The sequence below is a fragment of the Mycobacterium sp. AZCC_0083 genome, from assembly GCF_014202335.1.
In the GTDB taxonomy this organism is placed as follows: domain Bacteria; phylum Actinomycetota; class Actinomycetes; order Mycobacteriales; family Mycobacteriaceae; genus Mycobacterium.
The window spans coordinates 345,595-368,271 of sequence record NZ_JACHGP010000010.1; the positions used below are offsets into that span (position 1 = coordinate 345,595).

A 22,677-nucleotide genomic window follows, 5' to 3' on the forward strand; every position below is an offset into this window, starting at 1 on the left:
AGTGGAGCCGAGAAATGACCGATATACAGACCAATGACGTCGAAATCATGAGCGTCCCAACGCAACTACCGACAGCGGCGGTTCACGACCCCATCGAGCACCGGCGGCGTACCTTCGGCGGGCTCCACGTGCCGGCATCGACTGTCAGCCTGGTGATCCCAGTCAGAAACGAGGCCCGCAACATAGCCTGGGTGCTCGAGCAGATCGCCGACGACGTGGACGAGATCATCCTCGTCGACGGAGACTCGACCGACGCGACACTGATCACCGCGTGCAGCTACCGGCCCGACATCAGGGTGGTTCCCCAGGACGGCGTCGGCAAGGGCAGCGCGCTACGAACAGGATTCCGGGCCGCCACCGGCGACTTCATCGTGATGATGGATGCGGACGGCAGCATGTCGCCCCAGGAAATCCGCCACTACGTGCATTTCTTGGCCAACGGGTACGACTTCGTCAAGGGATCGCGATTCATCGGTGGGGGTGGGTCGTTGGACATCACCCCGTTCCGACGGCTCGGCAACCGATTCCTGCTCGGGGTGTTCAATTCCCTCTACGACGCCGACCTCACCGACCTGTGTTACGGCTTCTGCGCGTTTCACCGTCGATATCTCGAGCACCTTGCACTCTCGGCGACGGGGTTCGAGATCGAGGCGGAAATGACCGTTCATGCGATGCAGGCCGGTCTTCGGATCGCCGAGGTGCCGAGTCTGGAAATGCCGCGGAGGTCGGGCAAGTCAAACCTCCATGCAATCCGCGACGGTATTCGGGTGCTGCGCACCGTCCTACGCGGCCACCGCTCCGGACTGTCCGGATACCTCGCGCAGACACTGTCGCATAGCAGTGGCTCACAGCAACTCGGACAACCCCGCCAATCTTCCCGATGAACGGGCACATGAAGAGTCCGCACTCAAAGCGCCATCGTCGACTAGGAGATTGACGGAGATGCGAGCACTCGTCACGGGCGCGGCCGGATTCATTGGGTCCACCTTGGTCCACCGTCTCCTGACCGACGGTCATCAGGTGATCGGGGTCGACAATGTCAGCACGGGCAATGTGGCCAACCTTGAGGCAGCCCTTAGCGGCAAGGGTATGAGCACGGGCCGTTTCACCTTGGTGCAGGTCGATATTCAAGCGCCTGAACTGACCGGCATCGTCGCGGGTGCCAACCCGGACGCCATCTTCCATCTCGCCGCGCAGGTGGATCTCAGAGCTTCGGTGTCCGATCCGCAATTCGACGCACGTAGCAATGTGCTAGGCACGATCAATCTCTGTGAAGCCACCCGGCGAGCGGGCGTCAAGAGGATCGTCTACGCCGCTTCGGGCGGTTCTCGCTACGGAACGCCGACCCGTCTGCCGGTGGACGAAAGCGCTCCGCTCGGTCCGCTCTCGCCGTATGCGGTGGCGAAGCTCGCTGGGGAGTTGTACCTGAGCGCCTACGCAGGAATGTACGGTTTGGCACCGATCTGCCTGGCACTGGCCAACGTCTACGGTCCACGTCAGAATCCGCATGGGGAAGCCGGTGTGATAGCGGTTTTCGGCAGCGCGCTCATCGCCGGCCGTCCCGTGACTGTGTACGGTGACGGCACCGCCGCCCGCGACTACGTTTACGTCGACGACGTCGTGGATGCGTTCGTGCGCGCCGGCGAGGCTCCGCTATCAGTCACCGGAACCTACAACATCGGCACCGGTCGACAGACGACCGTCGCAGAAGTACACCGGATGATTTCTTCGGTGCTCGACGAGTCGGCGCCGCCCCGATACGCCGCCGCCCGCACAGGTGAGTTGCACGCCATCGCCTTGGATGCGAGAAAGGCGGAAGAGGCTATCGGGTGGAAACCCGCCGTCGACATCGTCGAGGGAATCGAACGCACGGTCCATTGGCTTCGCACCGTTCTCGACCCTGACTTTGCCGTAATCGTCGGAGCCTGAGGGGTTGTCATGTCGATCAAAGAGGTGCCCCTCGGAGTGCCGCAGCCGCCACGACGGTCATCGCCCTACGTTGGCCGTGTGGGCGCCGCGGCCGTGACGGCGATCGGCGCAGCCGGGATTGCACTGAACGACGCCCAATCCTCCGCACCCTTCGCCCGCACGTTGGTCGTGGCCTTCGTGTTCTTGGCGCCTGCGATTGCGATCACCGGGCTGCTGCCCAGCGTCAACACCGTCGTCGCCGTGATCGTCGCGGCTGCCGGCGCCGTCGTCATCAACGCCCTTGTCGCGCAGTCGATGCTATCGGCCAGCGCCTGGTCGCGCACTGCGGGTGTCATCGCCGTTGGTCTCATCGCAGCCCTCCTGTGGCTGGTGCCAACCACGGGGACTGGCTCGTGAGGACCTGGCTCCACCGCTAGCGGCGAATGCCGAGCGTGCCCATCCGCCGAACGACCAAGAGAGGTGCTAGATGACGGGAATGACCATCAGGCGCAAACCCACCGCGTGCGTGGTGATCTGTGCCTACACGTGCGATCGGTGGGATGACACTCTTGCCGCGGTAGCGTCGGTTCGGAGCCAAACGACAGCACCAGACGAAATCGTCGTCGTCGTCGACCACAACGCAGATCTGTTCAGCAGGCTGCGCACCGCACTTCCGGACGTGACCGTCGTCGAGAACCGGCATCGGCGCGGGCTATCCGGCGGCAAGGACACCGGCGTCGAAGTGACCTCCAGCGACGTGGTGGCCTTCCTGGACGACGATGCCGTGGCCCACCCCGACTGGCTGAGACATTTTCGCGACGCCTACACCGATGACAGCATCATCGGTGTAGGCGGCACCACGCTGCCTCGGTGGGAAACCGAGCGTCCGCGGTGGTTCCCAGAGGAGTTCGACTGGGTCCTGGGATGTACGTTCACTGGCAGGGAACCGGGACCGGTCCGAAACCTTCTGGGCGGCAACGCATCATTTCGTCGCGAGGTCTTCTCCGTCGCGGGGGGTTTCCCGAGCCACATTGGCAGGACGTCGGCGCAGCGTCGCCCCCTTGGCTGCGAGGAGACCGAGTTCTGCATCCGGGTGAGCCAGCACCGTCCCGACTGGACATACGTCTTCGAACCACGGGCAGTGATCTGGCACCGCGTAGGCGCCGAACGAGAGCGGTTCGCCTACTTCCGTTCTCGGTGCTTCGCCGAGGGACTGTCGAAGGCGGAAGTGACCCGCAGCGTGGGCGTTGCGGACGGGCTCTCGGCCGAACGGAAGTACACCACGCACACCCTCACTCGCGGTGTCGTGCGGGGGCTCGGTGAGGCGCTGCGTGGGGATCGGACCGGGATCGAGCGCTCCGGCGCCATCGCCGTGGGGCTACTCACCGCGGCAGCAGGTTACGCACGCGGTGGTGTGCCTCTGCGCCGGCGACACGCGATGAACGGGTCGGAATGACCGAGTCGGTTCCGATCCTCATGTACCACGCCGTCGCGGAGCATCCGTCGGCCGCATCGAGACGCCTGTCCGTTTCTCCCGATTCATTCGAGGAGCAGGTCGCCTTCTTGGCGGAGCACGGCTTCACCGGGATGACCTTCTCGGACCTGGCCGATGCCTTCGAGACCGGCAAGGCCTTGCCGAAGCGGCCGGTCGTGCTCACGTTCGACGACGGTTATGCGGACTTCGCATATGCCGCCTTGCCGATTCTTCAGCGCTACGATTGCCCGGCAACGGTATTCGTCACGAGCGGCTGGATCGCCGACGCCGGTCCGGATGCCGCCGGTACGCCGCTGGACGAGATGATGACGTGGGCGCAGGTTCGCGACGTTGCGCAGGCGGGCATCGAAATCGGGGCCCACAGCCACAGCCATCCCGAGCTCGACCAGCTCGCTGACGCCGCGCTGTGGGAGGAACTCCGCGTCGGCCGGGTACTGCTCGAAGATTGCATCGGTGCCCCGGTTCGAGCCCTTGCCTATCCCTTCGGCTATTCCACTCCGCGGGTACGCCTCGCTGCTCGCGACGCTCGTTATCGCTGCGCAGCGGCGGTGAGGAATGTCCGAGCGACCTCATTCGACGACATCTTCATGCTCCCGCGGCTCACGATCCGCCGTAGCACCAACGCGATCGCCTTCGCCTCGGCCATGACCGGCGGCGACAAGCGAGTCTTCCGGCGGGATCGTCTGCTGACGGCAGGTTGGGCGTCTGTTCGCAGCGCTCGACGGGCCCGAAAGCGGGTCCTGGGCAATGCTTGAGAGTGTGAGCGCGACCCAAGCGGCCGACGAGAACTCCGCACTGGTTCCCTATTCAGTTCGCCATCGCCGGATGAGAAGTCGATTCACCGGCCCGCCCTTCTTGCGGAACGCCTATGCCCTCGTACTCAATACCGGGATCTCGGGGGTTCTGGGTCTGGTGTACTGGATTCTCGCGGCGCGCTACTACGACGATTCCGACGTCGGTCGCGGATCGGCCGCCATCTCGGCGTTGATGCTGTTGACCGGCCTGGTGTCGGTCAACTTCGCGGGCACACTGAACCGCTTCATCCCCAAGACCGGAAAGCATACGGTCGCCGTCGTCGCGTTCACCTATCTCGTCACGTCCGCCGTAATCGCCGTCCTTGCCGTGGCCTTGCTCTTCACCCTCCACATGGTGGGAGGTCCGGCATACGACCTCCTGCGCGACGGGCAGACGCAAATGTGGTTCGTCGCAGCTGCGGTTGCCGCGAGCGTAATCACGTTGCAGGACAGCGTATTGACAGGACTGAGGGGCGCGGTTTGGGTGCCTGTCTGGAACGCCGCGTTCTCTGTCGCCAAGATCATCCTTCTGGTGGTGCTGGCTCAATCCATGCCCCGGTCCGGACTGTTCTTCTCTTGGATCATTCCCATGATCATCGTCATGTTTCCGGTGAACCTGTTGATCTTCCGTCGGCTGCTGCCGCAGCATGTACGCACGTCGACGCACGAGGTCGGGCTGACGGTCGCACAGGTCGGCCGGTTCTTTGCCGCGGACTATCTGGGCGCGCTAGTGCTCTACGGCACAATGTTTCTCGTCCCGGTGCTGGTGGCAATACACGTCGCGCCGCACACCTACGCGTACTTCTTCCTGGCCTGGGCCATCGCGACGATGATGAATCTGGTGGCCGTCAACATGTCGGTGTCCATGGCAGTGGAGGGTGTGCATGACCCTTCGCGTTTGGCCGGCTATTGCCGCTCTGCGCTCACTCGAACCTTGGTACTGCTGTCCTTCGGAGTCGTGGGGATCGGCCTTGCGGCTCCGTACACCATGGGGCTGCTCGGTGACGGATACCTCGACGCCGTGCCGCTGCTTCAGCTGTTGGCCTTCGCAAGCTTGCCCAGCGCGGTGGTGGACATCTATGTCGGGACGCTACGGGCGCGGACCAAGCGCATGCGGATCATGTGGGTGCAATCCCTTCGGGCAGTTGCCGTATTGGGACTGGTGGTCGTCTTTCAGCATTATCACCCGTTGTTCGGAAACTTCGGTGACCCGAGGCTGACCGCAGTGGGAGCGGCGGTACTGCTCGGCCAGCTCGTCGTGATGGTCGTTGTGCTTCCAGGCCTTGGAAGGCTTCTCGGGTGGCACCGGCGACTTGCCCCGCCGGTCACGGTGCACGAGGAGACGGAATGTCTCCTCTGATGTATGCCGATGAGCGCCAGCTCATCCCGGCGGTGCTCCCTCCTCGGCTCACCGAGGAGGGAGCGCAGCCCGGGAGTCTTCGACCGAGTCACGTCCAGGGCGTCCGTGTGGCGATTCTGTGCGTCGTGACCGTAGGGGCAGTCGCGTTGTACCTCGACAAGTTGCATAGCGTCGATCTTGGCGGCATGACCGGGCTTGGGCTGATCTCAGTTCTGCCGGTGTCGACGTTGGTCGGGCTTGCACTTCTCACCGTCGGCTTCATGGGGTCGCTTTCACTGCCGCGGCGCTGCGTGTGGTTGCTCTCCGTGCAACTGGTGCTACTCGTCCTGATGCTTCATGGCATCACGGCGCTGCTCGAGTCCGAGCCGCGCTTCGCGATCACGTGGGTCCATGCCGGTTTCGTCGAGTTCATCGATCGCACTGGGACCACGGCGCCGGACCTCGACACCCGATGGTCCTGGCCCGGATTCTTCGCGCTCGCCGCGTTCTGGGCCGGTTCGGGCAAGCTCGAGGCGCTGCACACCATCCTTACCGTGACGCCGGTGGTGCTGAATCTGCTGTACCTGGTTGCACTCGGGTTGCTGATGACCACCATTCGGATGGTTTGGCAGGCAAGGTGGTTGGCGGCGTTGTTCTTTTGCCTCCTCAACTGGATTGGGCAGGACTATTTTTCGCCCCAGGGCTTGTCATTGCTGTTCTACCTGTTCTTCGTGGCCTTCGTCGTCATGTGGTTCCGCCCGCCCCTCACACCGCCCGGGGACATGCCAAGGCCCTACCGCTGGGGAAGCAAGCTGTGGTGGTGGCTCTGGGGCAATGCATCACGGGGCGAGCTGCCGCCAAGGAAGGCTGCGCCGGCGGAACGTGTTGTCGTGTTTGCGGTGGTGGTGGGCCTGTTCGCCACGGCCACTGTCTGCCACCAGCTAACCCCGTTCGCGATGCTGATGAGCGCTGCTGGGCTCGTCGTCGCCCGTCGGTGCGCGCTCACCGGGCTCCCCGTGATGCTCGTCGTGATCCTTCTGGCGTGGATCAGCTTCATGACCCAGGCCTATTGGGGGGCCAACCTCAGTGACGTGGCCAGCGGCGTCGGGGATATCGGTGGGGCGGTGGGGAACCGAGCCAGCCTTGGCAACGCCGAACACCTGCTCGTCGTTCACGCCCGGATGTTCGCGACTGTGATGGTCTTCCTGATCGCGGGCTGGGGGTTGCTCCGCCGTAGGCGGCGAGGGATCGAGGACCGCGTCCTGCTGGTGCTGACCGCCGCCCCGATCGGCCTGGCGCTCATGCAGAGCTACGGCGGCGAGATGGCCTTGCGCGTCTACTTGTTCGCACTTGCGCCCGCGTCCGTGCTCGCTGCATTGGCCTTGTTCCCCCACCCGGCATCACGCCCCTCGATGCTCGCGCGATGCGTCGCCACCGTAGGCGCTCTGGTTCTGTTGTTCTCCTTCTTAGTCACTCGTTACGGCAACGAGGCATTCGAACGGATCCCCGAGGGGGCGGTCAGCGCGGTGGAGACGGTCTACGAGCATACGTCTGGCCCCGTGAAGTTCCTTTACGTCACCGCTGTGCCCGAGCTCAACTCCACCCCCTTCATGCCGCTCGGTTACCGCGACGTGGAACGGGTCCACTGGATGAACACGATGGCACCGATCGATCCGACCGACGTGACCGGGGTGGTGCAGACCCTGAGAGAGCAGGGGACTGGCGGATACCTGATCACCACGCGAAGTCAGGAGGCATACATCGTATTCGGCCAGGGCTACCCCAGGGATTGGAGCGGGCGATTCCGCCACGCGCTAGCCGCTGCCCCCGGGCTTCGGGTGGTTGTCGACAACCCGGACGCGACCATCTATGCCCTCGACTGGCCCCCCGGCGCGGTAGCCAACCGTTACCCGCCTACGTCCACCGGATTGCAGGTGTGGCGTACGCCCTGGACCACGGTTGGTGCGGGCTTTCTGGTCATGCTGTTGGGCATTCTGAGCGTGCGTGAGGTGTGGCGAATTCGCCTTGCACCTGACGACCACAGGCGGCTCCGCCCACTCGTGTACGCCGCGGCGCCGTTCCTGGTCGGGTTCGTGCTCGTCGTCGTCGAGCGTTTCCTGTTGCTGACGTCATGAGGAACTTCAAGATCCGGTTTCGAACCGGTGACCAATCCCTACAAAACCACTAGGAAGCCATGTCTCACACCATCTTTCCCGATACCGGCGTCGCCTCTCCCGACGTCGATGTCGTCGGCGATGTGATTACGGACTTCGCCACCGCGGCCGGAGATCGGCCTCACCATCCTGCCATCGTGCACAACGGGACCGCCATCAGCTATCGAGACCTCGCAGAGCGAGTTCGACTCACCGCGTTGCGCTACCGGGCAGGCCGATTCGGCGCCAATGGACCATCCGGTCTGATCGGAGCGTTGGTCTCGCACACACCCGCTGTGGTCGAGCACCTGCTTGGGATACTGCAAGCCCGCGCCACCTACTGCCCGATCGACGCCGCTCTTCCGGTCACCCGCAAGCAGGCGATCGCCGCGGTGCTCGGCCTGGACCGCTTGTTTGCGTTAGCCGCCGACCCGCACGAACAAGCAAATCTGCGGATCGAGCGGCTCGACGATCACCCAGCACCCGCGGATACCGAACTGCCGCAGCCTCCATGGCAGGGCAGTGATCCGGCGTACGTGCTGTGCACCTCCGGTTCGACTGGGGTGCCGAAGCCGGTGGTGGTCTCGCGGCGAGCCCTAACCGTCACGGTGCGCGCACTTCGCGACCTCTTCGCACTCACCCGCGAGGACCGCGTGCTCCAATTCGCCTCGCTCGGCTGGGACACCTGCTTGGAAGAGATACTGCCCACGCTAACCGGCGGCGCGACTTTGGTTTTCGACGACGAGGCCCAATCCGGCTCGTTCCCGCGCTTTGTCCGCATGCTGGCGCAACGGGAGATCACCGTGCTCGACCTGCCAACGGCGTTCTGGCACGAACTGGTGCTCTACCTGCACGAGGGGCAAGCTGCACTGCCGTACAGCGTCCGGTTGGTGGTGATCGGTGGTGAGCGGGTTGATCCCACCCGATTGCGGCAGTGGCGCGATCTCGACGTCGGGCACATCGGGTTGCTCAACACCTACGGGTGTACCGAGACGACGATGATCACCCATGCTGTGCAGTTGAGCGGCCCTGGTAGCGAACCAGAAGTCACGGCCGACGATGCCGAGGCGCCTCTCGGGCGCCCGCTTCCCCATGTGCGCGATCACGTCACCGATGAGGGCGAACTGCTGGTGTCGGGCCCCTCCCTGGCCACCGAATACCTTGGGCTGCCGGAAATTACCTCTACCGGATTCCCGATGGCCGACTACGGATCGGGACCCACCCGGTGGTTCCACACGGGCGATCTGGTCACCCGCGGTGAACACGGTCTGCTGTATTCACGCGGCCGCGCTGACGAACAGGTGAAAGTCCTTGGCGTACGAGTACATCCGGCCGAGGTGGAGGCACAGCTGAACACCCATCCCGCGGTTGCGGGTGCCGTCGTCGTCGGCGAACGGCTACTCGAGCGCACGTCGTTGACGGCGTACGTCGTTCCGGCTGGGTCGACGACCACTCCGGCTGAGTTGAAACGTTACCTACGCGAACGACTACCCAGTCAATTCGTGCCCAGCCGAGTGAAATTCGTTGTCGCGCTGGCCTATACCGCGAGCGGCAAAGTCGATCGTGCAGCAACACAGCGTGCTGCAACGGATTACCAAGGCAAAGGAGCAGGTCAATGAACCCCGACCACATCGTCCACATCTTCCGTATGGTTCTCAACACCCCTGAGGTGGATGCGAGCTCCGACTTCTTCGAACTGGGCGGTGATTCGCTGCTAGCCACCCGGGTGCTCAGTGCGATTGCACGGGATTTCGGGACGGAGTTGTTGTTCGAGGACTTCCTCGACGATCCCACGCCGGACGGATTGTTCGCCAGAATTGCCGCGGTAGCGCCATGAACCGGGGAGGCATGCGCGTCGTCGTCGTCGGTGCCGGTCTGGCCGGGCTGACCGCCGCTGTCGAGTTGGCGGCGGTGGGCGCGGAGGTCACAGTGCTCGAGGCACGTGAGCGGGTAGGCGGCCGGATGCACGGTATCCCGGTGTCCGCCAGTGTCGTCGCCGATGGGGGTGCTGCCTACCTGGGGGTGCGGCATACCGAGCTGCTCGCAATGGCGCGGGAGCACGGACTCGGCCTGGCCTCCACGGTGATGGAGGGGGATAGCACATTCCTGGTATCGGATGAGCGGACGACGACTGCGACCCGGGTCCCCCCGCTGGCCGCGGTCGCACTCGGCGATCTGTTCGATCGGCTCGAAGAACTGGTCGCGCAGGTGCGGCCGGACGCGCCGTGGGAGAGCCCGCGCGCGGAGTATCTCGACCAGCTGACGGCCGCGCAGTGGCTTGCCGACGAGGTCGAACATCCGGACGCGCGGACCTTCTTCCCGCTGTTCATCGGTGAAATGATGGCGGCCGATCCGGCGGCAATCTCTGTTCTGCACATGGCCTTCTATCTGCGTTCTGGCGGAGGGATCCGCTACCTCAACGCCTTCGAGGGCGGGGCTCAGCAGTGGCGGATCGATGGTGGCGCGCATCTGCTATGCGAGGCGCTTGCTGATCGGCTCGGCGAGCGAGTGCGGTTGGGCCATCCCGTTTCTGCGATCGATCAGGACGCCGACGAGGTCGTGGTGCATTGCGTTTCGTCCGTCGATGGCAGACGTTCCGAGTACCGGGCCGACCAGGTCGTCGTCGCCATACCGCCGCTGTTGGCGCAGCGGATCGAGTTCCGGCCCGCATTGGCCGCGCCGCGGGCGACGGCGGCCACCGGCCGCGGTTGCGCGGTCAAAGTACATCTGAGTTATCCGGCTCCGATCTGGCGTGAGCAGGGCTTGTCCGGGTGGTCGGTGAGCGCGCACGGACCGCTGCTGTCTACGGTCGATGATTCTCCGCCAGATGAATCTGCCGGCATACTAACGGGATTCGTCACCGGCGCAGCGGCATCGGCCTTCAGCGCGCTGTCGTCGGACGAGCAGCGGGAAGCGGCACTCGCCCACACCGGGCGGCTCTTTCCGCAGTTGCCGCCGCCGACGCAATGCTCGGTGACCGACTGGCCTGCGGAGACGTACAGCAGGGGATGTTATGCCGCCCTGTTCGGCCCAGGCGACTGGTTGCGGCTCGGGCCGACACTGACCGAACCTCATGGGCGAGTCCACTGGGCAGGCACCGAAACCAGCTTGGAGTTCTTCGGGCTGATGGAGGGTGCGATCAGGTCGGGCAAACGCGTCGCGACCGAATTGATCCACGGCGCTGAACCGGCGACCGTTACGGGAAAGGTTATGGCGCAATGACATTACTCACGGAGTTCACCGAATCGGCAAGTACCGGCTTCACCGCCGCAATCGATCAGCCGTACACCTATGTGCGCAAGGAGTTGTCCGAACCGGATTGGCGTCGTTACCCGGGATGGGCGACGGTCACGGAGTCCGAATGGCGGGACGCGCAATGGCAGCGAGCGCACTCCGTCAAGAACATAGCGCAGCTGCGCGCGGTGACAGGGGACCTGCTCGACGAGCGGTTCTACATCGACCTGGCAGCCGATCAGCAGCAGCGCGCCACCATGTCGATGCTGCTGCCGCCGCAGATGCTGAACACCATGGCGCCCAACTGCGCGCTGGAACGCCGAACATACACCGAGGCCTTCTATGCCGATCCGATCCGGCGTTACATGCTGCCACTGCTCAGCGATCGCGAGCCGGAATGGGGCTCACATCCTTTCGCCGAGCGAGACTCGTTGCACGAGAGCGACATGTGGGTGGTGGAGGGGCTGACCCATCGATACCCGACCAAGGTCCTCGCCGAAATGCTCTCGACCTGCCCACAATATTGCGGGCACTGCACGCGGATGGATCTGATCGGCAATTCCACACCAACGATCAGCAAGAACAGGCTGACCCTGCAGCCGGCCGACCGGCAGGACCGAATGCTGGACTACCTGCGCGTCACACCGACGGTGCGTGATGTCGTGGTGTCCGGCGGGGATGTGGCCAACGTTCCCTGGCCGCGGCTGGAATCGTTCGTCATGCAGTTGCTCGAGATTGACACCATCCGCGATATCCGCTTGGCGACGAAGGCGCTGGCCGCGCTGCCGCAACACTGGTTGCAAGTGAAGGTCATTGACGGAGTCAATCGCTTGGCACACATCGCCGCTGCCCGCGGCGTCAACCTGGCACTGCACACCCACATCAACCACGTGCAGTCGGTGACTCCACTGGTCGCGGCGGCGACGCGGGCACTGATTGACGCTGGGCTGCGAGACGTTCGCAACCAGGGGGTGTTGATGCGCGGGGTGAACGCCACCGCCGACGACCTGCTCGACCTCTGCTTCGCGCTGCAGGGCGAAGCAAACATTTTGCCGTACTACTTCTACATGTGCGACATGATCCCGCACGCCGAACACTGGCGGACCTCACTGTGGGAAGCGCAACAGTTGCAGTTGGCGATCATGGGTTATCTGCCCGGCTTCGCGACGCCGCGGATCGTTTGCGACGTTCCCTATGTCGGTAAGCGGTGGGTTCATCAAGTCGTGCAATACGACCGGAACCTCGGCATCTCATACTGGACGAAGAATTACCGCACCGGCTTGGATCTAACGGATGTCGATGCCTTGAACCGCGTCTACCCGTTCTACGACCCGATCGACAGTCTGCCGGCGTTCGGGCAGGCATGGTGGCGGGAGAATTGCAGTCGCCCATGTGGCACAGCACTTTCGGTGGATTACGACTCGGTCGTGCCCGCCTCGGACGACGGCGGATCTTGACCAGAAGTCGCCGATTTCTGCGCAACGGGAATTACCCGCCTAACACGGGGCATGCCAGGAACGGCAAGCCTTAGAAAGGGGACGAGCGGGGAAATGGAAGCTACGTATGGCGACCCAGAAAGATGCGCGAGATGACCGTCGAACTGGCACCGATCACGGACGTAGACGTGGCTGCGGTAGCGGACTTCCTGAACGCCAACCACAATGACCGAGTTCCGTGGGCTGCATCATGCTCGGCGGTGCCATGGACCGTGGATGCACCCAATCACGGATTCATGCTCCGGGACGGGCAGCGTGTCGTCGGCACACTATTGGCTCTCTACTCCGAGCGGCTGATGGCAGGGCGGGTGGAGCGGTTCTGCAACATGGGATCGTGGTGCGTGCTGCCCAGCTACCGGTCCCGGAGCATCTTGCTGGTCAAGGCGTTGCTGGCGCAGGAGGGCTACCACTTCACAGTCCTGTCGCCCGACGAGGGACCGCAGGAGATCCTCGCCTGGCTCAGGTTCCGTTTGCTGGACACGTCTGCGGCGCTCGTTCCCAACCTGCCGTGGCCTACTCTGCCGGGCCGAACGAGGATCAGTGCCAAACCGGACGTCATCGAAAGGACGCTCGCCGAGCCGGAGCTAGAGCTCTACCGCGACCACGCACGAGCGCTCGCAGCGCATCACCTGGTGCTAATCCGTGGCCAGGAGTCCTGCTATGTCATGTACCGGAAGTTTCGGTACAAGGGTGCGCCGGTGTTCGCCATCATCCTTCACGTCAGCAATCCTGACTTGTTCCATCGTGCCTTGATCCCGTTGACCCGCCATCTGTTGGTTCGTCATGGGCTAGTGGCAACCCTGGCCGAGCTACGGATCATCGAGCACGAGCCACGTCTGTCGTTCAAGCTGAACAACTGGCCCAAGATGTACCGCAGTGCCAGCCTGGAACCCCGGCAGATCGACTACCTCTACAGCGAGCTCGTGTGTGTGCCTTGGTAGCCGTGCAGCGCACATTCAACCCGAGGAGCATACGACCAAGCGAAAGTTGCACGGCGAGAAAGGAATTCGATCAACATGATGGCGATGGTGGTAGGCGCGATAGTAATGCTCATCGCTGCGGTGATAGCCGTGTTTCTGATTCTCGTGGCCATCAACATTGCGCTTTTCCTTAAGCTCCGATCGGCAATCCCGCAAGAGCCCTTTTCGAACTCCGAGCACGTATAGAGCGGGCATGGATTCGCGATGACCCCCTACTGTCGTCGGCGCCGGCCAGCGGTAGGCCGTGGGAATGCGGGGCCATGGCGCGCCATATCCGGCTAAGGCAGGACGCCCGAAAGGCGAACCGCCGGTGGGTCACCGTAGGGGCGGCCATCGTGGTGGCCGTGACGGCGTTGGCTCTGGCGATTTGCGTTCGATCCCCTGTGCCTCCCGCTTCCGACGGCCACGGCGATGCCGACTGGCCCGGCTGGGGGTTCACTCACACACAGTTCAGCGCCGACCAGGGAGAGCCCGCAGCTGTTGCCACGGCCGAGGGGGCGATCAAGTCGGTGCCGATGGTGCAGGCCCAGGCGATCATGGGTTGGGGGGTGGACAACCCCGAGCCCTCGCCCGGCCTGTACGACTTCCGCAGCCTCGACCGTCGGATGGACTTCATTCGCCGCAGCGGCGGCGTTCCAGTGATCGTCTTGTGCTGCGCCCCAGACTGGATGAAGGGCGGCGCGGCGGGGGAGACCGACTGGAACCGCTTGGAAGATGCGCCGCTGCCCGAACACTACGCGGATTTCGCCGCGCTGAGTGCCGCAGTCGCCGGGCGCTATCCCTACGTTCGCCATTTCCTCGTCTGGAACGAGTTCAAGGGGTTCTTCGACAACGAGCTCAATCGGTGGGATGCAAAGGAATACGTCGACCTCTACAACGCCGTCTACGACGCGTTGAAGGCTGTGAGTGGGGCAAATCGGGTCGGTGGGCCCTACCTCGACTTCGCCGAACCCCACGATGCCTCCCACAGCGCGCCCGATCTGCGCGGCTCTTGGGGAGCGGTGGACCAACGAGTCCTCGACGCCTTCGTCTATTGGGAGCGGCACCGCAAGGGCGCCGACTTCGTCGCGGTCGACGGACACGCCACCACTGGTGACGGCGCCTCGGACGAGTTCGCCGCGTTGGAGAAGTTCGCCGCGGTCGACGCGTGGCTCCGAAAGCAGGTCAATCTGCCCATCTGGTGGGCCGAGTGGTACGTGGAGCCGACGAGTGCCGACTGGTCGCCGGAGCACCAGGTTGCGTTGCGCGTCGCCGCGATGATCGAGCTCGCGAGTACCGGAGCAGACACGGTTCTGTACTGGAGCCCGCGTCCGGACGGCGCGGATTGTGCGACCTGTCTGTGGACCGACACCCGGATGGCCGGTGGAGGCCGGCCGCTGCCCTTCCTCACTGACTTCCTCCAGCGCTTCGTCCGCGTGTTCCCGCCGGGCGTCGACCGGCAGAAGGTGCGAATTGCGGATGGGCTGCTCGCGCTTGCGTCCGAGCGGACTCTCGTGATCGTCAACACCACCAATAGGACGATCAGTGCCACCGTCGAGGGTCGGCCGATCGAGTGGTCGGGCTACGAGACGCGGTGGATTACGGTGCAGCCGTAGGTGCGCCAGGAGATCATGAAAATAGCTCCACTGCAGTGGATTCCGGTCGGAGGCATGGGATGCGGTCGCTTTTGCGGCCAAATAGCGGCGACGGGGCGTCAGCAACTGAAGCGTCCGCCGCCGCAAGATTAGCTTCAACATCGGTACGGATGGCTTGACGTGTAGGTGAACATCCCGCGGCGACGGTTGTCGGCACTAGCTCTCAGCGCGGCGATCGGCGGCGAAGGAACTAGTTCCTGCGGCGCGTGGGAACTAGTTCTTGCCGATGGCGGAAATGGGCCTTTCGAGTCCGGATGTCCCAACGGAGCTGGGTATCTCGATTCATCCGGACGGAAACCACCTGCACAGTGCTTGGACGGAGCACGGTATCAGCACTCGCGCGCCAGCAGCCGCACTCGCCCAACGTCATTCGACGGCGTGGGGCGATCGCAGGGACTAGTCCGAGATTTGTCTGAAGTTCGCTCTGATGGCTCATATACGGGTGGCTTGCAGGCACCGATAGTGAAGTGGTGTTCGGCTAACTGCAGACCGTCGCTCGGGAGCGGCGCCAGGTATTCGTGAGGTCTGAGTCAGCAAAGCGCCATGCCTGCCGGGTGCCGACAGGCATCACTCCGAGGAGGTTCCTACCTTGTCCAAGCACTACGTGCGTGCGCCGCGGATGTCGGCCCGCCAATACGTCACCACAGGTTTCACGGGAGCAGCGATGGTCGGGATCGGCGTCCTGCTGGCAGCTCCCCCTGGCACACCGGCGCCGATCACTGCGGAAGTGCAGCTGGCGTCGACCGGTTACGCGCTGAGCCCGCCGGATCTTGATTGCGGTCCGCTTCCGGGTTGCGGCCTGTTCGGGGGCGCCGGCTCGCCGACGCCCACCGCGCTGGCCGCGGCTATCAGCCCCTCGCAACTGCCACCGCTCATCGGTCCGGGTGGCTGGCTGATCGGCGACGGCCTCGATGCAGATCCCGCCACGTGCACCGCTCCCTGCAACGGCGGTAACGGCGGGTTGCTGTGGGGCAACGGTGGCGCCGGCGCTCTCGGTGGGAGCGGCGGCAATGCCGGTCTGCTGTTCGGCAACGGCGGTGCCGGTGGGAACGGCGTCGCTGCGGTATACGACGAGACGACGGGAGCATTGGTCTCCGCGGCTACCGCCGGCGGAAGCGGCGGCAACGCCGGTCTGTTCGGCACAGGTGGGAATGGTGGCAACGGCGGCAGTGACCTCCAGTCAGTGCTCTCGGTAGATCCGCTTGACGCCACTGGCGCCGCCGCCGGTAACGGCGGAAGGGGTGGCCTCCTCGGCGGCAACGGCGGGAGCGGCGGCCAGGGTGGCGACGCGATTTCCCTCACGGGGAACGCCACCGGCGGCGCCGCCGGGGCCGGCGGTGGAGCAGTGATCGGCGACGCCGGTGACGGCGGTGTCGGCGGGTTCGCCGAGGCCCACGACCTCGGGGGAACCGCTACCGGTGGCAACGGTGGGGCGGGCGGTCAAACAGTCGTCGGTACCGGCGGCGACGGCGGCATGGCCGGATACGCGAGCGCCAACGGTGGCAGTGGTACTGGCGGCACTCCCGGCAACGGTGGCAGCGCAGTGCTCGTCGGCTCAGGTGGTGCTGGCGGTAGGGGCGGCGACAGTTACAACAGCCTGCCTGCCGACGATCAAGGTTCCGCCGACGTCACCGGCGTCGCCGGTGGGACGGGTGGTAGTGGCGGCCTGTTGGGCGGCAACGGCGGAACCGGGGGCGAAGGCGGCTTCGCGTTCTCCCAGAATGGGAACGCCACCGGCGGTGCCGGTGGGTCCGGCGGTGGGGCAAGCAATGGCACCGGCGGCAGTGGTGGTGTCGGCGGCGCCGGGAGCTCTGAGGGCACAGGAACCACCGCGACCGGCGGTGCCGGTGGCCACGGCACCGGAACATTCATCGGTAGCGGCGGCGCTGGCGGCGACGGCGGCAACAGCAATTCCACCAGTGGCCCATCCCAAGGTGGCGCCGGTGGCACGGGCGCTAACGGTGGCCTCGGCGGCAACGGCGGCGCAGGCGGAACTGGCGGTGACGCTACCGGCGGTGGTACCAACACCGGCGGCACCGGGGGTGCTGGCGGCGCAGGTGGCGCAGGCGGATCGTCCGGCGCCTCCGGCGACAACGGCAGCCCGTAGACCCGACGACGCCCATCGGCAATGACACAGGCGGGTACGGGCGCCGACAACGAAACAGTCGACGCCCGTACCCGCCCTATGTGGCGGCACAGTCACCCCGCGATGGGCGGATATTACCTCTCGCACAACGAAATTCGACCTTCTCGGAAAGGTGATCTGAATGCGGGCAACGCAGGATTCGACGCCAGATGTGGAAGCGGTTCACGATATGAATACATTGAATGCAATCCGGCCGGCCCCGCCAACTCAATCGCATCGGGTCTCAACGGCTGCCCTGGTGATCGCGGTGATCGCCCTTGGTGTGGCCACCTGGATGCTCGCGCAGGCACCGGCCGAACCTTCCGTCACGATGGCTGAGCCTGCCGTCAATGCCCAGCAGTCCGATGCCGCCAAGGGGCGTGTGTGCGGCGCATTCGACATCGTGCGCAAGGCGGTGTCAAAGCAAACCAATACCGACCTGGGGCGTGATCCGACCGCGATGGAAGCGGTGGCGGCCAACGCCCGTTTGGCGACACTCGGGGGCGGCGACTATCTGCTTTCGCGCCTGGACCCGGCCACCCCACCTGAGTTGGCGGACGCGGTTCGTGCGCTCGCGAACAACTTCCAGGACATCGGGATGAACCAACTCGTCGGTGTGCCCAATACTGATCCTGCTGTGGCTGCACTGCTGGGACAAGCGCAAGCCGCCAGCGACCACATAGCACTCGTGTGCAGGTAGGTACTGGTGCGTGATGGCAGTAAGCCCAGCCGCGACCACGCACATCACCCGCCCCCGCACGGTCCTTGCGTCGTTGGGCACGGTGCTGTGCGTCGCTACCGGAGTGATCTGCCACCAGGCGCCAGCGCAGGCCGCTCCCGACAACTGCCCGGCGACTGCCGCCGCCGCCTACCAATGGGGCGCGCCGAACAAATCCGACGATTTCGACGACCCATCGTCGCTTGCCGGTTGGAACCTTTACGACGGTCCGGGACACGCCGGAAACGGCCGCCGGACTCCCAGTGCGGTTTCCGTCGACGACGGCGTGTTGACGATCACGGGCGACTCCCGGGGTAATTCCGAGGGAATGTCGTGGAGCCCAGGTCAGACGTTCGGCCGCTGGGAAGTGTGCGTGAAATCGCCTGCGGCGTCACCGAACTACCATTCCGTGCAGCTGCTGTGGCCGGACCGGCGGGGTGGTGGCGAAGTCGACTTCATGGAAATTGCCGATCCCACGCGGCAGAGCGTCGACGCCTTTGTTCACTACGGCGACCGGCAAGAAGCCGGCCATATCCGGATAGACGCCACGCAGTGGCACAGCTGGGCTGTCGAGTGGAGTCCTCAGCGGATTGCGATGTTCGTCGACGGTGCGCAATGGTGGGACACCACCAACGCGGCGCACATCCCAACCGGTCTGATGAGGATGTGTATGCAGCTCGACAATTTCGGCGGCGACGTCAGCCAGGGTGGTCAGCAGATCGTCGATTGGGCACGCCAGTATCCACTCGTCGAAACCTGAGTATGGGCCAGCGCCGGATTCATGCTGATGCCGACGACGGAATCATCACCGTCGCGACGAGGCCCCGATGATCCGAACCGGGAATCTCGATCGTGCGCAGCGAGGTCGCGGTGCAGCCGCGAGTCAGTACGTGATCGATGGCAATGAATGGCGGTAGCCGCCAGTCGGCCGGGAAGGTGGGCTTGATACCTGCCCCGGATTGCTCGGCTGCATCCCGGTAGCCATTGTGCAGCAGGCTGCGAAATGGGCGCATGTCCATGGTGCTGTTGAGGTCTCCCGCAACGACCACAGCACCGCCGCCCGCCCCCTCGGCGACCTCATCCAAGGTAACCGGCAGACGACCCATGTCACGACGCCAGTCATCGATCGGCTGCGGCCAGGGACCGGGTAGGTGCACGACAAGGACACTGGGATCGATTGAAGTGCCCGCGACCCGTATTCGCGCGCTTACGAACGCCATGCTGTAACCGTCGATCCGCCTCGTGTCGTGCATCGGGAACCGACTCCACAAGCCGACTCCAGAAGCCCCCGCCCGTGGATCGAGCCACCGGTACTGGAATGTCGCATCCAACCCAGCTGCGGATAGGCGGTCAACTTCTCTGGGCGTGAGCTCTTGGAATGCGAGAACATCCGCCTGTGCCTCAGCCGATCTCACGAGATGGCCTGGATCGGCCAACCCGTTACGGAGGTTCGCCGTAATCACCCGAACGACGACGCCCTCGGTGTGTGTGACATCCGAACGCAGGTACAGAGGAACCTCGACCGCTAGCGTCGCAACAGTCAACACGAGGGCGACCATAGCGAGAATCCAGCTCCCAGCCAGGACCAGCAAGACCACAGCCACGAGTCCGCAGAGCATCAGGTACGGCGAAAGCGCCGCCGTGAACATCACGACGTGGTTGGTGACCGGTAGATGCCGGGACACGAAGGCCCAACACGCAATGCCGAGCGCGACGAGGCCGATTGCCGTCTTGAGCACCTACTGAATCGTAGATAGCTGGTTCGGTTTTAGTGCCTTGTTGGGAACCGGCGCTCCCACCTCTGGGCTCATCGTCGGTTAGTGTGCCCGGGCCACCTGCGGCGGCGGTAATCTCGTTTCAGATAGCTGACCGCGATGTGAGGGGAGCGGGGTCGTGGGGTTGCCGCGCGACGTTAGTCCGTATGGGTCGCAGACCGTGATGGGTCCTGGCTGGCCGAATGTCGAGGAGGAGCAACTCGCCTCGGCGGCGGCCGAATACACGCAGTTCGCGACGAAGCTGACGGGTTCCGTCGTGCCGTTGCAGCAGAGCCAACTGCAGGCGCTCGCGGCGCAGTGGACGGGTGTCGGTTCGGTGGCCGCGTCTGGCGAAGCCACTTCGATCATCGCAGGTCACGAGGCCAACGCTGCCCACGCGGCGGCCATCGCGCTCAAACTGCAGACCATGGAGGCCAGCGTCGCCAAGACGAAGGCGCTCGTCAACGCGACGGCTGAAGAGGTCCAGCAGGAGTGCATGGCGATCGAGGCAGGGGCCGCGCTGGTCGGCAACGCCGAGGCGCTGATCCAGAGCCGCATCAAGATGGGCCTTTCGCAGAACATCGCCTACGTCACCGAAGGCGCGGCCGAGATGGCCAACGGGCTCGGGGTGCCGCCGAGCATGCCCAGCACCGGCGCCCCTCCTGGCACGGCGCAGGCCAGCCAGGCCGCCAGCAAGGGTTCCGAGCAGATGATGCAGATGATGATGCAGATGGGCCAGATGGCCATGCAGCTCCCGCAGCAGCTGATGCAGGCTCCGCAGCAGCTGATGCAGCAGGTATCACAACCGCTGCAGCAGCTCACCTCGATGTTCGGGGGCAAGGGCGGCTCGAGCGGGGGCCTGGGTGGCGCGAGCCCCTTCCCTGCGTTCTCCAACCACCCGTTGGCAGGCGGCTCCGGCGCGGGCGGCGGAGGCGGCCTCGTCAAGGCCGCCTCGTTGCCAGGAGCGGGTGGCTCGCCGGCTCAAACTGCGCTGATGTCGAATCTGGTGGGGACCTCGGACGTCGCGGTGCGGCCTGCGGGCGCGGGCACTGGTGCCGTCGGCGGGGTCGCCCCGGTTGGAGCAGGCATGGGTGGCGGTATGGCTGGCGGCATGGGCCAGCGTGGTGAGAGCGGTGGAGGCCACGCGACTTCACTGGCGCAGCCGCCTGCGCTCGAATACGACTTGGGTGATGAGGTTGACGATGACTGGTGAGTCGGGAGGTATGCGCTGATGGGTGGCCTACAGACGCCGGAGAACATTTCCTGGAATCCCGCGTCGGTCGAGATGCCGCCGATGCCGTCGATTGCGCCAGGCGAGGACGCGATGAGCATGACGATCGCCGCCGTGCTGCCGACGTTGGCTGCACCGCTCGCTGCCAATGTGACTGCCCTGCAGGCGAAGGAGACGATGTTCTCAGGCAAGGTCACCTCGGCCCAGTCGGCGTATGACAATGCCGACGACCAGGGCGGCCAGGCGGTCGGCCAGCTGTCGAGCATGATCGGGAAGGTCGGCGAGATGGCGTCCAAGGCCGGTGAATCGGCCGGTGGCGGTTCCGGTGGTGGCGGCGGCATCTTCGGGTCGCTGATGGAGCAGGTCATGAAGGCTGCTCAGAGCGGTGGGCAGGGCGGCGGCCAAGAACCGGGCGCCCAGCCCGACCAGCCGCAGGCTGGGCAACCGGCGCCCGCGCAGCCGGCCTCCGGCCAGGGCGCGGGTGGTCAGGGCGGCGGTGGCCAGGGAGGACCGGCCGGTGCTCCGCAACCACAGTCCAAAGAGGGTGACGGGCCCCGCCAGGAACCCGCACCGAAGCCCGAGCACCACGACGACCCCACACAGCAGCCTTCGCACGCCGAACAGCCCCCCAAGAGTGCTGCGGGACCTGGTGTGCGCGAGCCCAATGCGGGTCCCGCGCCGGTAGCACCGCCCGAGCCGCCGAGGCACGGCGACGACGACATCAGGCGCAGGTTGTAACGCGCCACGTCTCGTCTGCCACGCTCGCCTATTACCCTCATTAGCGATGCATGGGGGTTGTGTAGTGAGCGCTAGAGATGCGGCGGTGCGGGCATGAGTTCGCCTCCGCCACCGTGGGAGTCGCATCCGCCGTTGGAGGATGAGGGCTTCTACGGAGCCGGTACCGATGCCGACCCGACGCGGACACGGGACCGGTGCACGTCGTGATGCCGACGGACGAGGACGTCGCACACGTCGAAGACGTTGCCGTTGAACAGAGTTACTACCCGCCGCCCGTCGACGACACGGACTTCGAGGAAACCCGCCCCGTGCCGTGGCCGCAGGCCTACCGCCCGCCGCCGCCCGAGCAGGACACCTTCGCGGGCCGCTTCACGGCGCCCCTGACGGTTGATCCACGCACGACGCCGGTCAAGTCCGACGGCGTCCGTCTTGGCCCCATCGTCGCCGGCGTGGCCGGTGTGCTTGCCATTGGGTTGGCGGCCTGGCTGTTCTGGCCGTCATCGGAAGCCGGGGATTCGTCGAACACCGCGTCGACGACGCCGACGACCACCGAGAAGCCGGCCGTCACCGAAGCGCAGGCGAAGCTGCAGCGGCTCCTGCCACCCGGTTATCCGTCGAATTCGTGCAAAAAGGTCGAGCCGCCGAAAGATGTACTGGCGCAGGTCGACTGCACGCAGAACGCCGACACCGACGGCCCACCGTCGGCCACCTACACGCTGGTGCGGGACAAGGCCGCATTGCAGGCCGCGTTCGATGGCGTCGCACGCGGCGCCGCCGTGGTGAACTGCCCCGGCAACATCCAGTCAACTGTTCTCTGCCCGACAGGCGTGTCGAAGGCGGTTGGAGAATTGTGTCGGCGATGATGGGGGCGATGGTCGTGAGGTAGGTGGGAGCCGGGATGGTTGGTGATTCGGCTGATGGGTTGGACTCTTCATTTTTATGATTTCCGCCAGCGGTTCGTATCGTGGACGACGTGGTTCCAGGGTTAGACATCCCAGGTTCGTAAGGTGTCAAGCGGCTTTGGCGGGTTGGCGGTGTGCCCAGGCGGTGTGTTCGTCGTAGGTGCTGTGGTGGCGGA

The 22,677-nt window shown here is 65.0% G+C and carries 20 protein-coding genes; 19 read left to right on the top strand and 1 reads right to left on the bottom strand.

What is annotated here, in order from left to right; translation table 11 throughout:
• Positions 1-14 precede the first annotated feature (14 nt).
• From HNP02_RS25850 to HNP02_RS25925, 16 genes are all read left to right on the top strand, one after another.
• A complete protein-coding gene (locus HNP02_RS25850; RefSeq protein WP_255506901.1) occupies positions 15-884 on the top strand; it encodes a glycosyltransferase family 2 protein in 870 nt (289 codons plus the stop codon).
• A gap of 58 nt (positions 885-942) precedes the next feature.
• Positions 943-1,929 carry an NAD-dependent epimerase/dehydratase family protein gene (locus tag HNP02_RS25855; protein WP_184443437.1) on the top strand — a complete coding sequence of 329 codons (987 nt, stop codon included), beginning with the start codon at positions 943-945 and terminating at the stop codon, positions 1,927-1,929.
• A 9-nt stretch (positions 1,930-1,938) separates the two neighbouring features.
• The gene (locus tag HNP02_RS25860; RefSeq protein ID WP_184443439.1) at positions 1,939-2,325 is read left to right on the top strand and encodes a hypothetical protein; all 387 of its coding nucleotides are present in this window, start codon (positions 1,939-1,941) and stop codon (positions 2,323-2,325) included.
• Between the two features lie 70 nt (positions 2,326-2,395).
• Positions 2,396-3,364, top strand: coding sequence for a glycosyltransferase family 2 protein (locus tag HNP02_RS25865; protein ID WP_184443440.1), 969 nt, complete (start codon positions 2,396-2,398; stop codon positions 3,362-3,364).
• A 20-nt stretch (positions 3,365-3,384) separates the two neighbouring features.
• The gene (locus tag HNP02_RS25870; RefSeq protein WP_255506905.1) at positions 3,385-4,158 is read left to right on the top strand and encodes a polysaccharide deacetylase family protein; all 774 of its coding nucleotides are present in this window, start codon (positions 3,385-3,387) and stop codon (positions 4,156-4,158) included.
• Positions 4,159-4,228: 70 nt separating this feature from the next.
• Positions 4,229-5,557: a lipopolysaccharide biosynthesis protein gene (locus tag HNP02_RS25875; RefSeq protein ID WP_255506906.1), complete on the top strand. Its 1,329-nt coding sequence runs from the start codon at positions 4,229-4,231 to the stop codon at positions 5,555-5,557.
• A gap of 125 nt (positions 5,558-5,682) precedes the next feature.
• Positions 5,683-7,671, top strand: coding sequence for a hypothetical protein (locus HNP02_RS25880; RefSeq protein WP_309241691.1), 1,989 nt, complete (start codon positions 5,683-5,685; stop codon positions 7,669-7,671).
• 59 nt (positions 7,672-7,730) lie between these two features.
• The gene (locus HNP02_RS25885; RefSeq protein WP_184443448.1) at positions 7,731-9,308 is read left to right on the top strand and encodes an AMP-binding protein; all 1,578 of its coding nucleotides are present in this window, start codon (positions 7,731-7,733) and stop codon (positions 9,306-9,308) included.
• On the top strand, positions 9,305-9,526 hold the full coding sequence (locus HNP02_RS25890) for an acyl carrier protein (RefSeq protein ID WP_184443450.1): 222 nt from the start codon (positions 9,305-9,307) through the stop codon (positions 9,524-9,526). Before HNP02_RS25885 ends, HNP02_RS25890 begins: the two co-directional genes overlap by 4 nt.
• A complete protein-coding gene (locus HNP02_RS25895; RefSeq protein WP_221317977.1) occupies positions 9,523-10,911 on the top strand; it encodes an FAD-dependent oxidoreductase in 1,389 nt (462 codons plus the stop codon). The genes HNP02_RS25890 and HNP02_RS25895 overlap by 4 nt, the downstream gene beginning before the upstream one ends.
• Complete coding sequence (locus HNP02_RS25900; protein WP_184443452.1) at positions 10,908-12,380, top strand: KamA family radical SAM protein; 1,473 nt, start codon at positions 10,908-10,910, stop codon at positions 12,378-12,380. The genes HNP02_RS25895 and HNP02_RS25900 overlap by 4 nt, the downstream gene beginning before the upstream one ends.
• A gap of 131 nt (positions 12,381-12,511) precedes the next feature.
• Positions 12,512-13,360, top strand: coding sequence for a hypothetical protein (locus HNP02_RS25905; RefSeq protein ID WP_255506908.1), 849 nt, complete (start codon positions 12,512-12,514; stop codon positions 13,358-13,360).
• A 299-nt stretch (positions 13,361-13,659) separates the two neighbouring features.
• The gene (locus tag HNP02_RS25910; RefSeq protein ID WP_184443456.1) at positions 13,660-14,994 is read left to right on the top strand and encodes a xylan 1,4-beta-xylosidase; all 1,335 of its coding nucleotides are present in this window, start codon (positions 13,660-13,662) and stop codon (positions 14,992-14,994) included.
• Between the two features lie 628 nt (positions 14,995-15,622).
• Positions 15,623-17,140: a hypothetical protein gene (locus HNP02_RS43570; RefSeq protein ID WP_184443458.1), complete on the top strand. Its 1,518-nt coding sequence runs from the start codon at positions 15,623-15,625 to the stop codon at positions 17,138-17,140.
• Positions 17,141-17,300: 160 nt separating this feature from the next.
• Positions 17,301-17,858 (top strand): hypothetical protein, encoded by a 558-nt coding sequence (locus HNP02_RS25920; protein ID WP_255506909.1) that lies wholly within the window; start codon positions 17,301-17,303, stop codon positions 17,856-17,858.
• 13 nt (positions 17,859-17,871) lie between these two features.
• Positions 17,872-18,636: a glycoside hydrolase family 16 protein gene (locus HNP02_RS25925; protein WP_184443460.1), complete on the top strand. Its 765-nt coding sequence runs from the start codon at positions 17,872-17,874 to the stop codon at positions 18,634-18,636.
• A gap of 19 nt (positions 18,637-18,655) precedes the next feature.
• Here HNP02_RS25925 and HNP02_RS25930 read toward each other — a convergent pair whose 3' ends face one another.
• Positions 18,656-19,615 (bottom strand): endonuclease/exonuclease/phosphatase family protein, encoded by a 960-nt coding sequence (locus tag HNP02_RS25930; protein ID WP_184443462.1) that lies wholly within the window; start codon positions 19,613-19,615, stop codon positions 18,656-18,658.
• A gap of 154 nt (positions 19,616-19,769) precedes the next feature.
• Here HNP02_RS25930 and HNP02_RS25935 point away from each other — a divergent pair, with 154 nt between their 5' ends.
• The 3 genes from HNP02_RS25935 (at position 19,770) to HNP02_RS25945 (ending at position 22,462) form a co-directional block, all read left to right on the top strand.
• Positions 19,770-20,843, top strand: coding sequence for a hypothetical protein (locus HNP02_RS25935; protein WP_184443463.1), 1,074 nt, complete (start codon positions 19,770-19,772; stop codon positions 20,841-20,843).
• An 18-nt stretch (positions 20,844-20,861) separates the two neighbouring features.
• Complete coding sequence (locus HNP02_RS25940; RefSeq protein ID WP_184443465.1) at positions 20,862-21,599, top strand: hypothetical protein; 738 nt, start codon at positions 20,862-20,864, stop codon at positions 21,597-21,599.
• A 203-nt stretch (positions 21,600-21,802) separates the two neighbouring features.
• A complete protein-coding gene (locus HNP02_RS25945) occupies positions 21,803-22,462 on the top strand; it encodes a hypothetical protein (RefSeq protein WP_184443467.1) in 660 nt (219 codons plus the stop codon).
• The last annotated feature ends 215 nt before the right edge of the window (positions 22,463-22,677 follow it).

What these genes read in the sequence shown, in the direction of transcription:
- HNP02_RS25850 (WP_255506901.1), top strand. Translation starts at nt 15, where the DNA reads ATGACCGATATACAGACCAATGACGTCGAAATCATGAGCGTCCCAACG.
- HNP02_RS25855 (WP_184443437.1), top strand. Translation starts at nt 943, where the DNA reads ATGCGAGCACTCGTCACGGGCGCGGCCGGATTCATTGGGTCCACCTTG.
- HNP02_RS25860 (WP_184443439.1), top strand. Translation starts at nt 1,939, where the DNA reads ATGTCGATCAAAGAGGTGCCCCTCGGAGTGCCGCAGCCGCCACGACGG.
- HNP02_RS25865 (WP_184443440.1), top strand. Translation starts at nt 2,396, where the DNA reads ATGACGGGAATGACCATCAGGCGCAAACCCACCGCGTGCGTGGTGATC.
- HNP02_RS25870 (WP_255506905.1), top strand. Translation starts at nt 3,385, where the DNA reads ATGTACCACGCCGTCGCGGAGCATCCGTCGGCCGCATCGAGACGCCTG.
- HNP02_RS25875 (WP_255506906.1), top strand. Translation starts at nt 4,229, where the DNA reads ATGAGAAGTCGATTCACCGGCCCGCCCTTCTTGCGGAACGCCTATGCC.
- HNP02_RS25885 (WP_184443448.1), top strand. Translation starts at nt 7,731, where the DNA reads ATGTCTCACACCATCTTTCCCGATACCGGCGTCGCCTCTCCCGACGTC.
- HNP02_RS25890 (WP_184443450.1), top strand. Translation starts at nt 9,305, where the DNA reads ATGAACCCCGACCACATCGTCCACATCTTCCGTATGGTTCTCAACACC.
- HNP02_RS25895 (WP_221317977.1), top strand. Translation starts at nt 9,523, where the DNA reads ATGAACCGGGGAGGCATGCGCGTCGTCGTCGTCGGTGCCGGTCTGGCC.
- HNP02_RS25900 (WP_184443452.1), top strand. Translation starts at nt 10,908, where the DNA reads ATGACATTACTCACGGAGTTCACCGAATCGGCAAGTACCGGCTTCACC.
- HNP02_RS25905 (WP_255506908.1), top strand. Translation starts at nt 12,512, where the DNA reads ATGACCGTCGAACTGGCACCGATCACGGACGTAGACGTGGCTGCGGTA.
- HNP02_RS25910 (WP_184443456.1), top strand. Translation starts at nt 13,660, where the DNA reads ATGGCGCGCCATATCCGGCTAAGGCAGGACGCCCGAAAGGCGAACCGC.
- HNP02_RS25920 (WP_255506909.1), top strand. Translation starts at nt 17,301, where the DNA reads ATGCGGGCAACGCAGGATTCGACGCCAGATGTGGAAGCGGTTCACGAT.
- HNP02_RS25925 (WP_184443460.1), top strand. Translation starts at nt 17,872, where the DNA reads ATGGCAGTAAGCCCAGCCGCGACCACGCACATCACCCGCCCCCGCACG.
- HNP02_RS25940 (WP_184443465.1), top strand. Translation starts at nt 20,862, where the DNA reads ATGGGTGGCCTACAGACGCCGGAGAACATTTCCTGGAATCCCGCGTCG.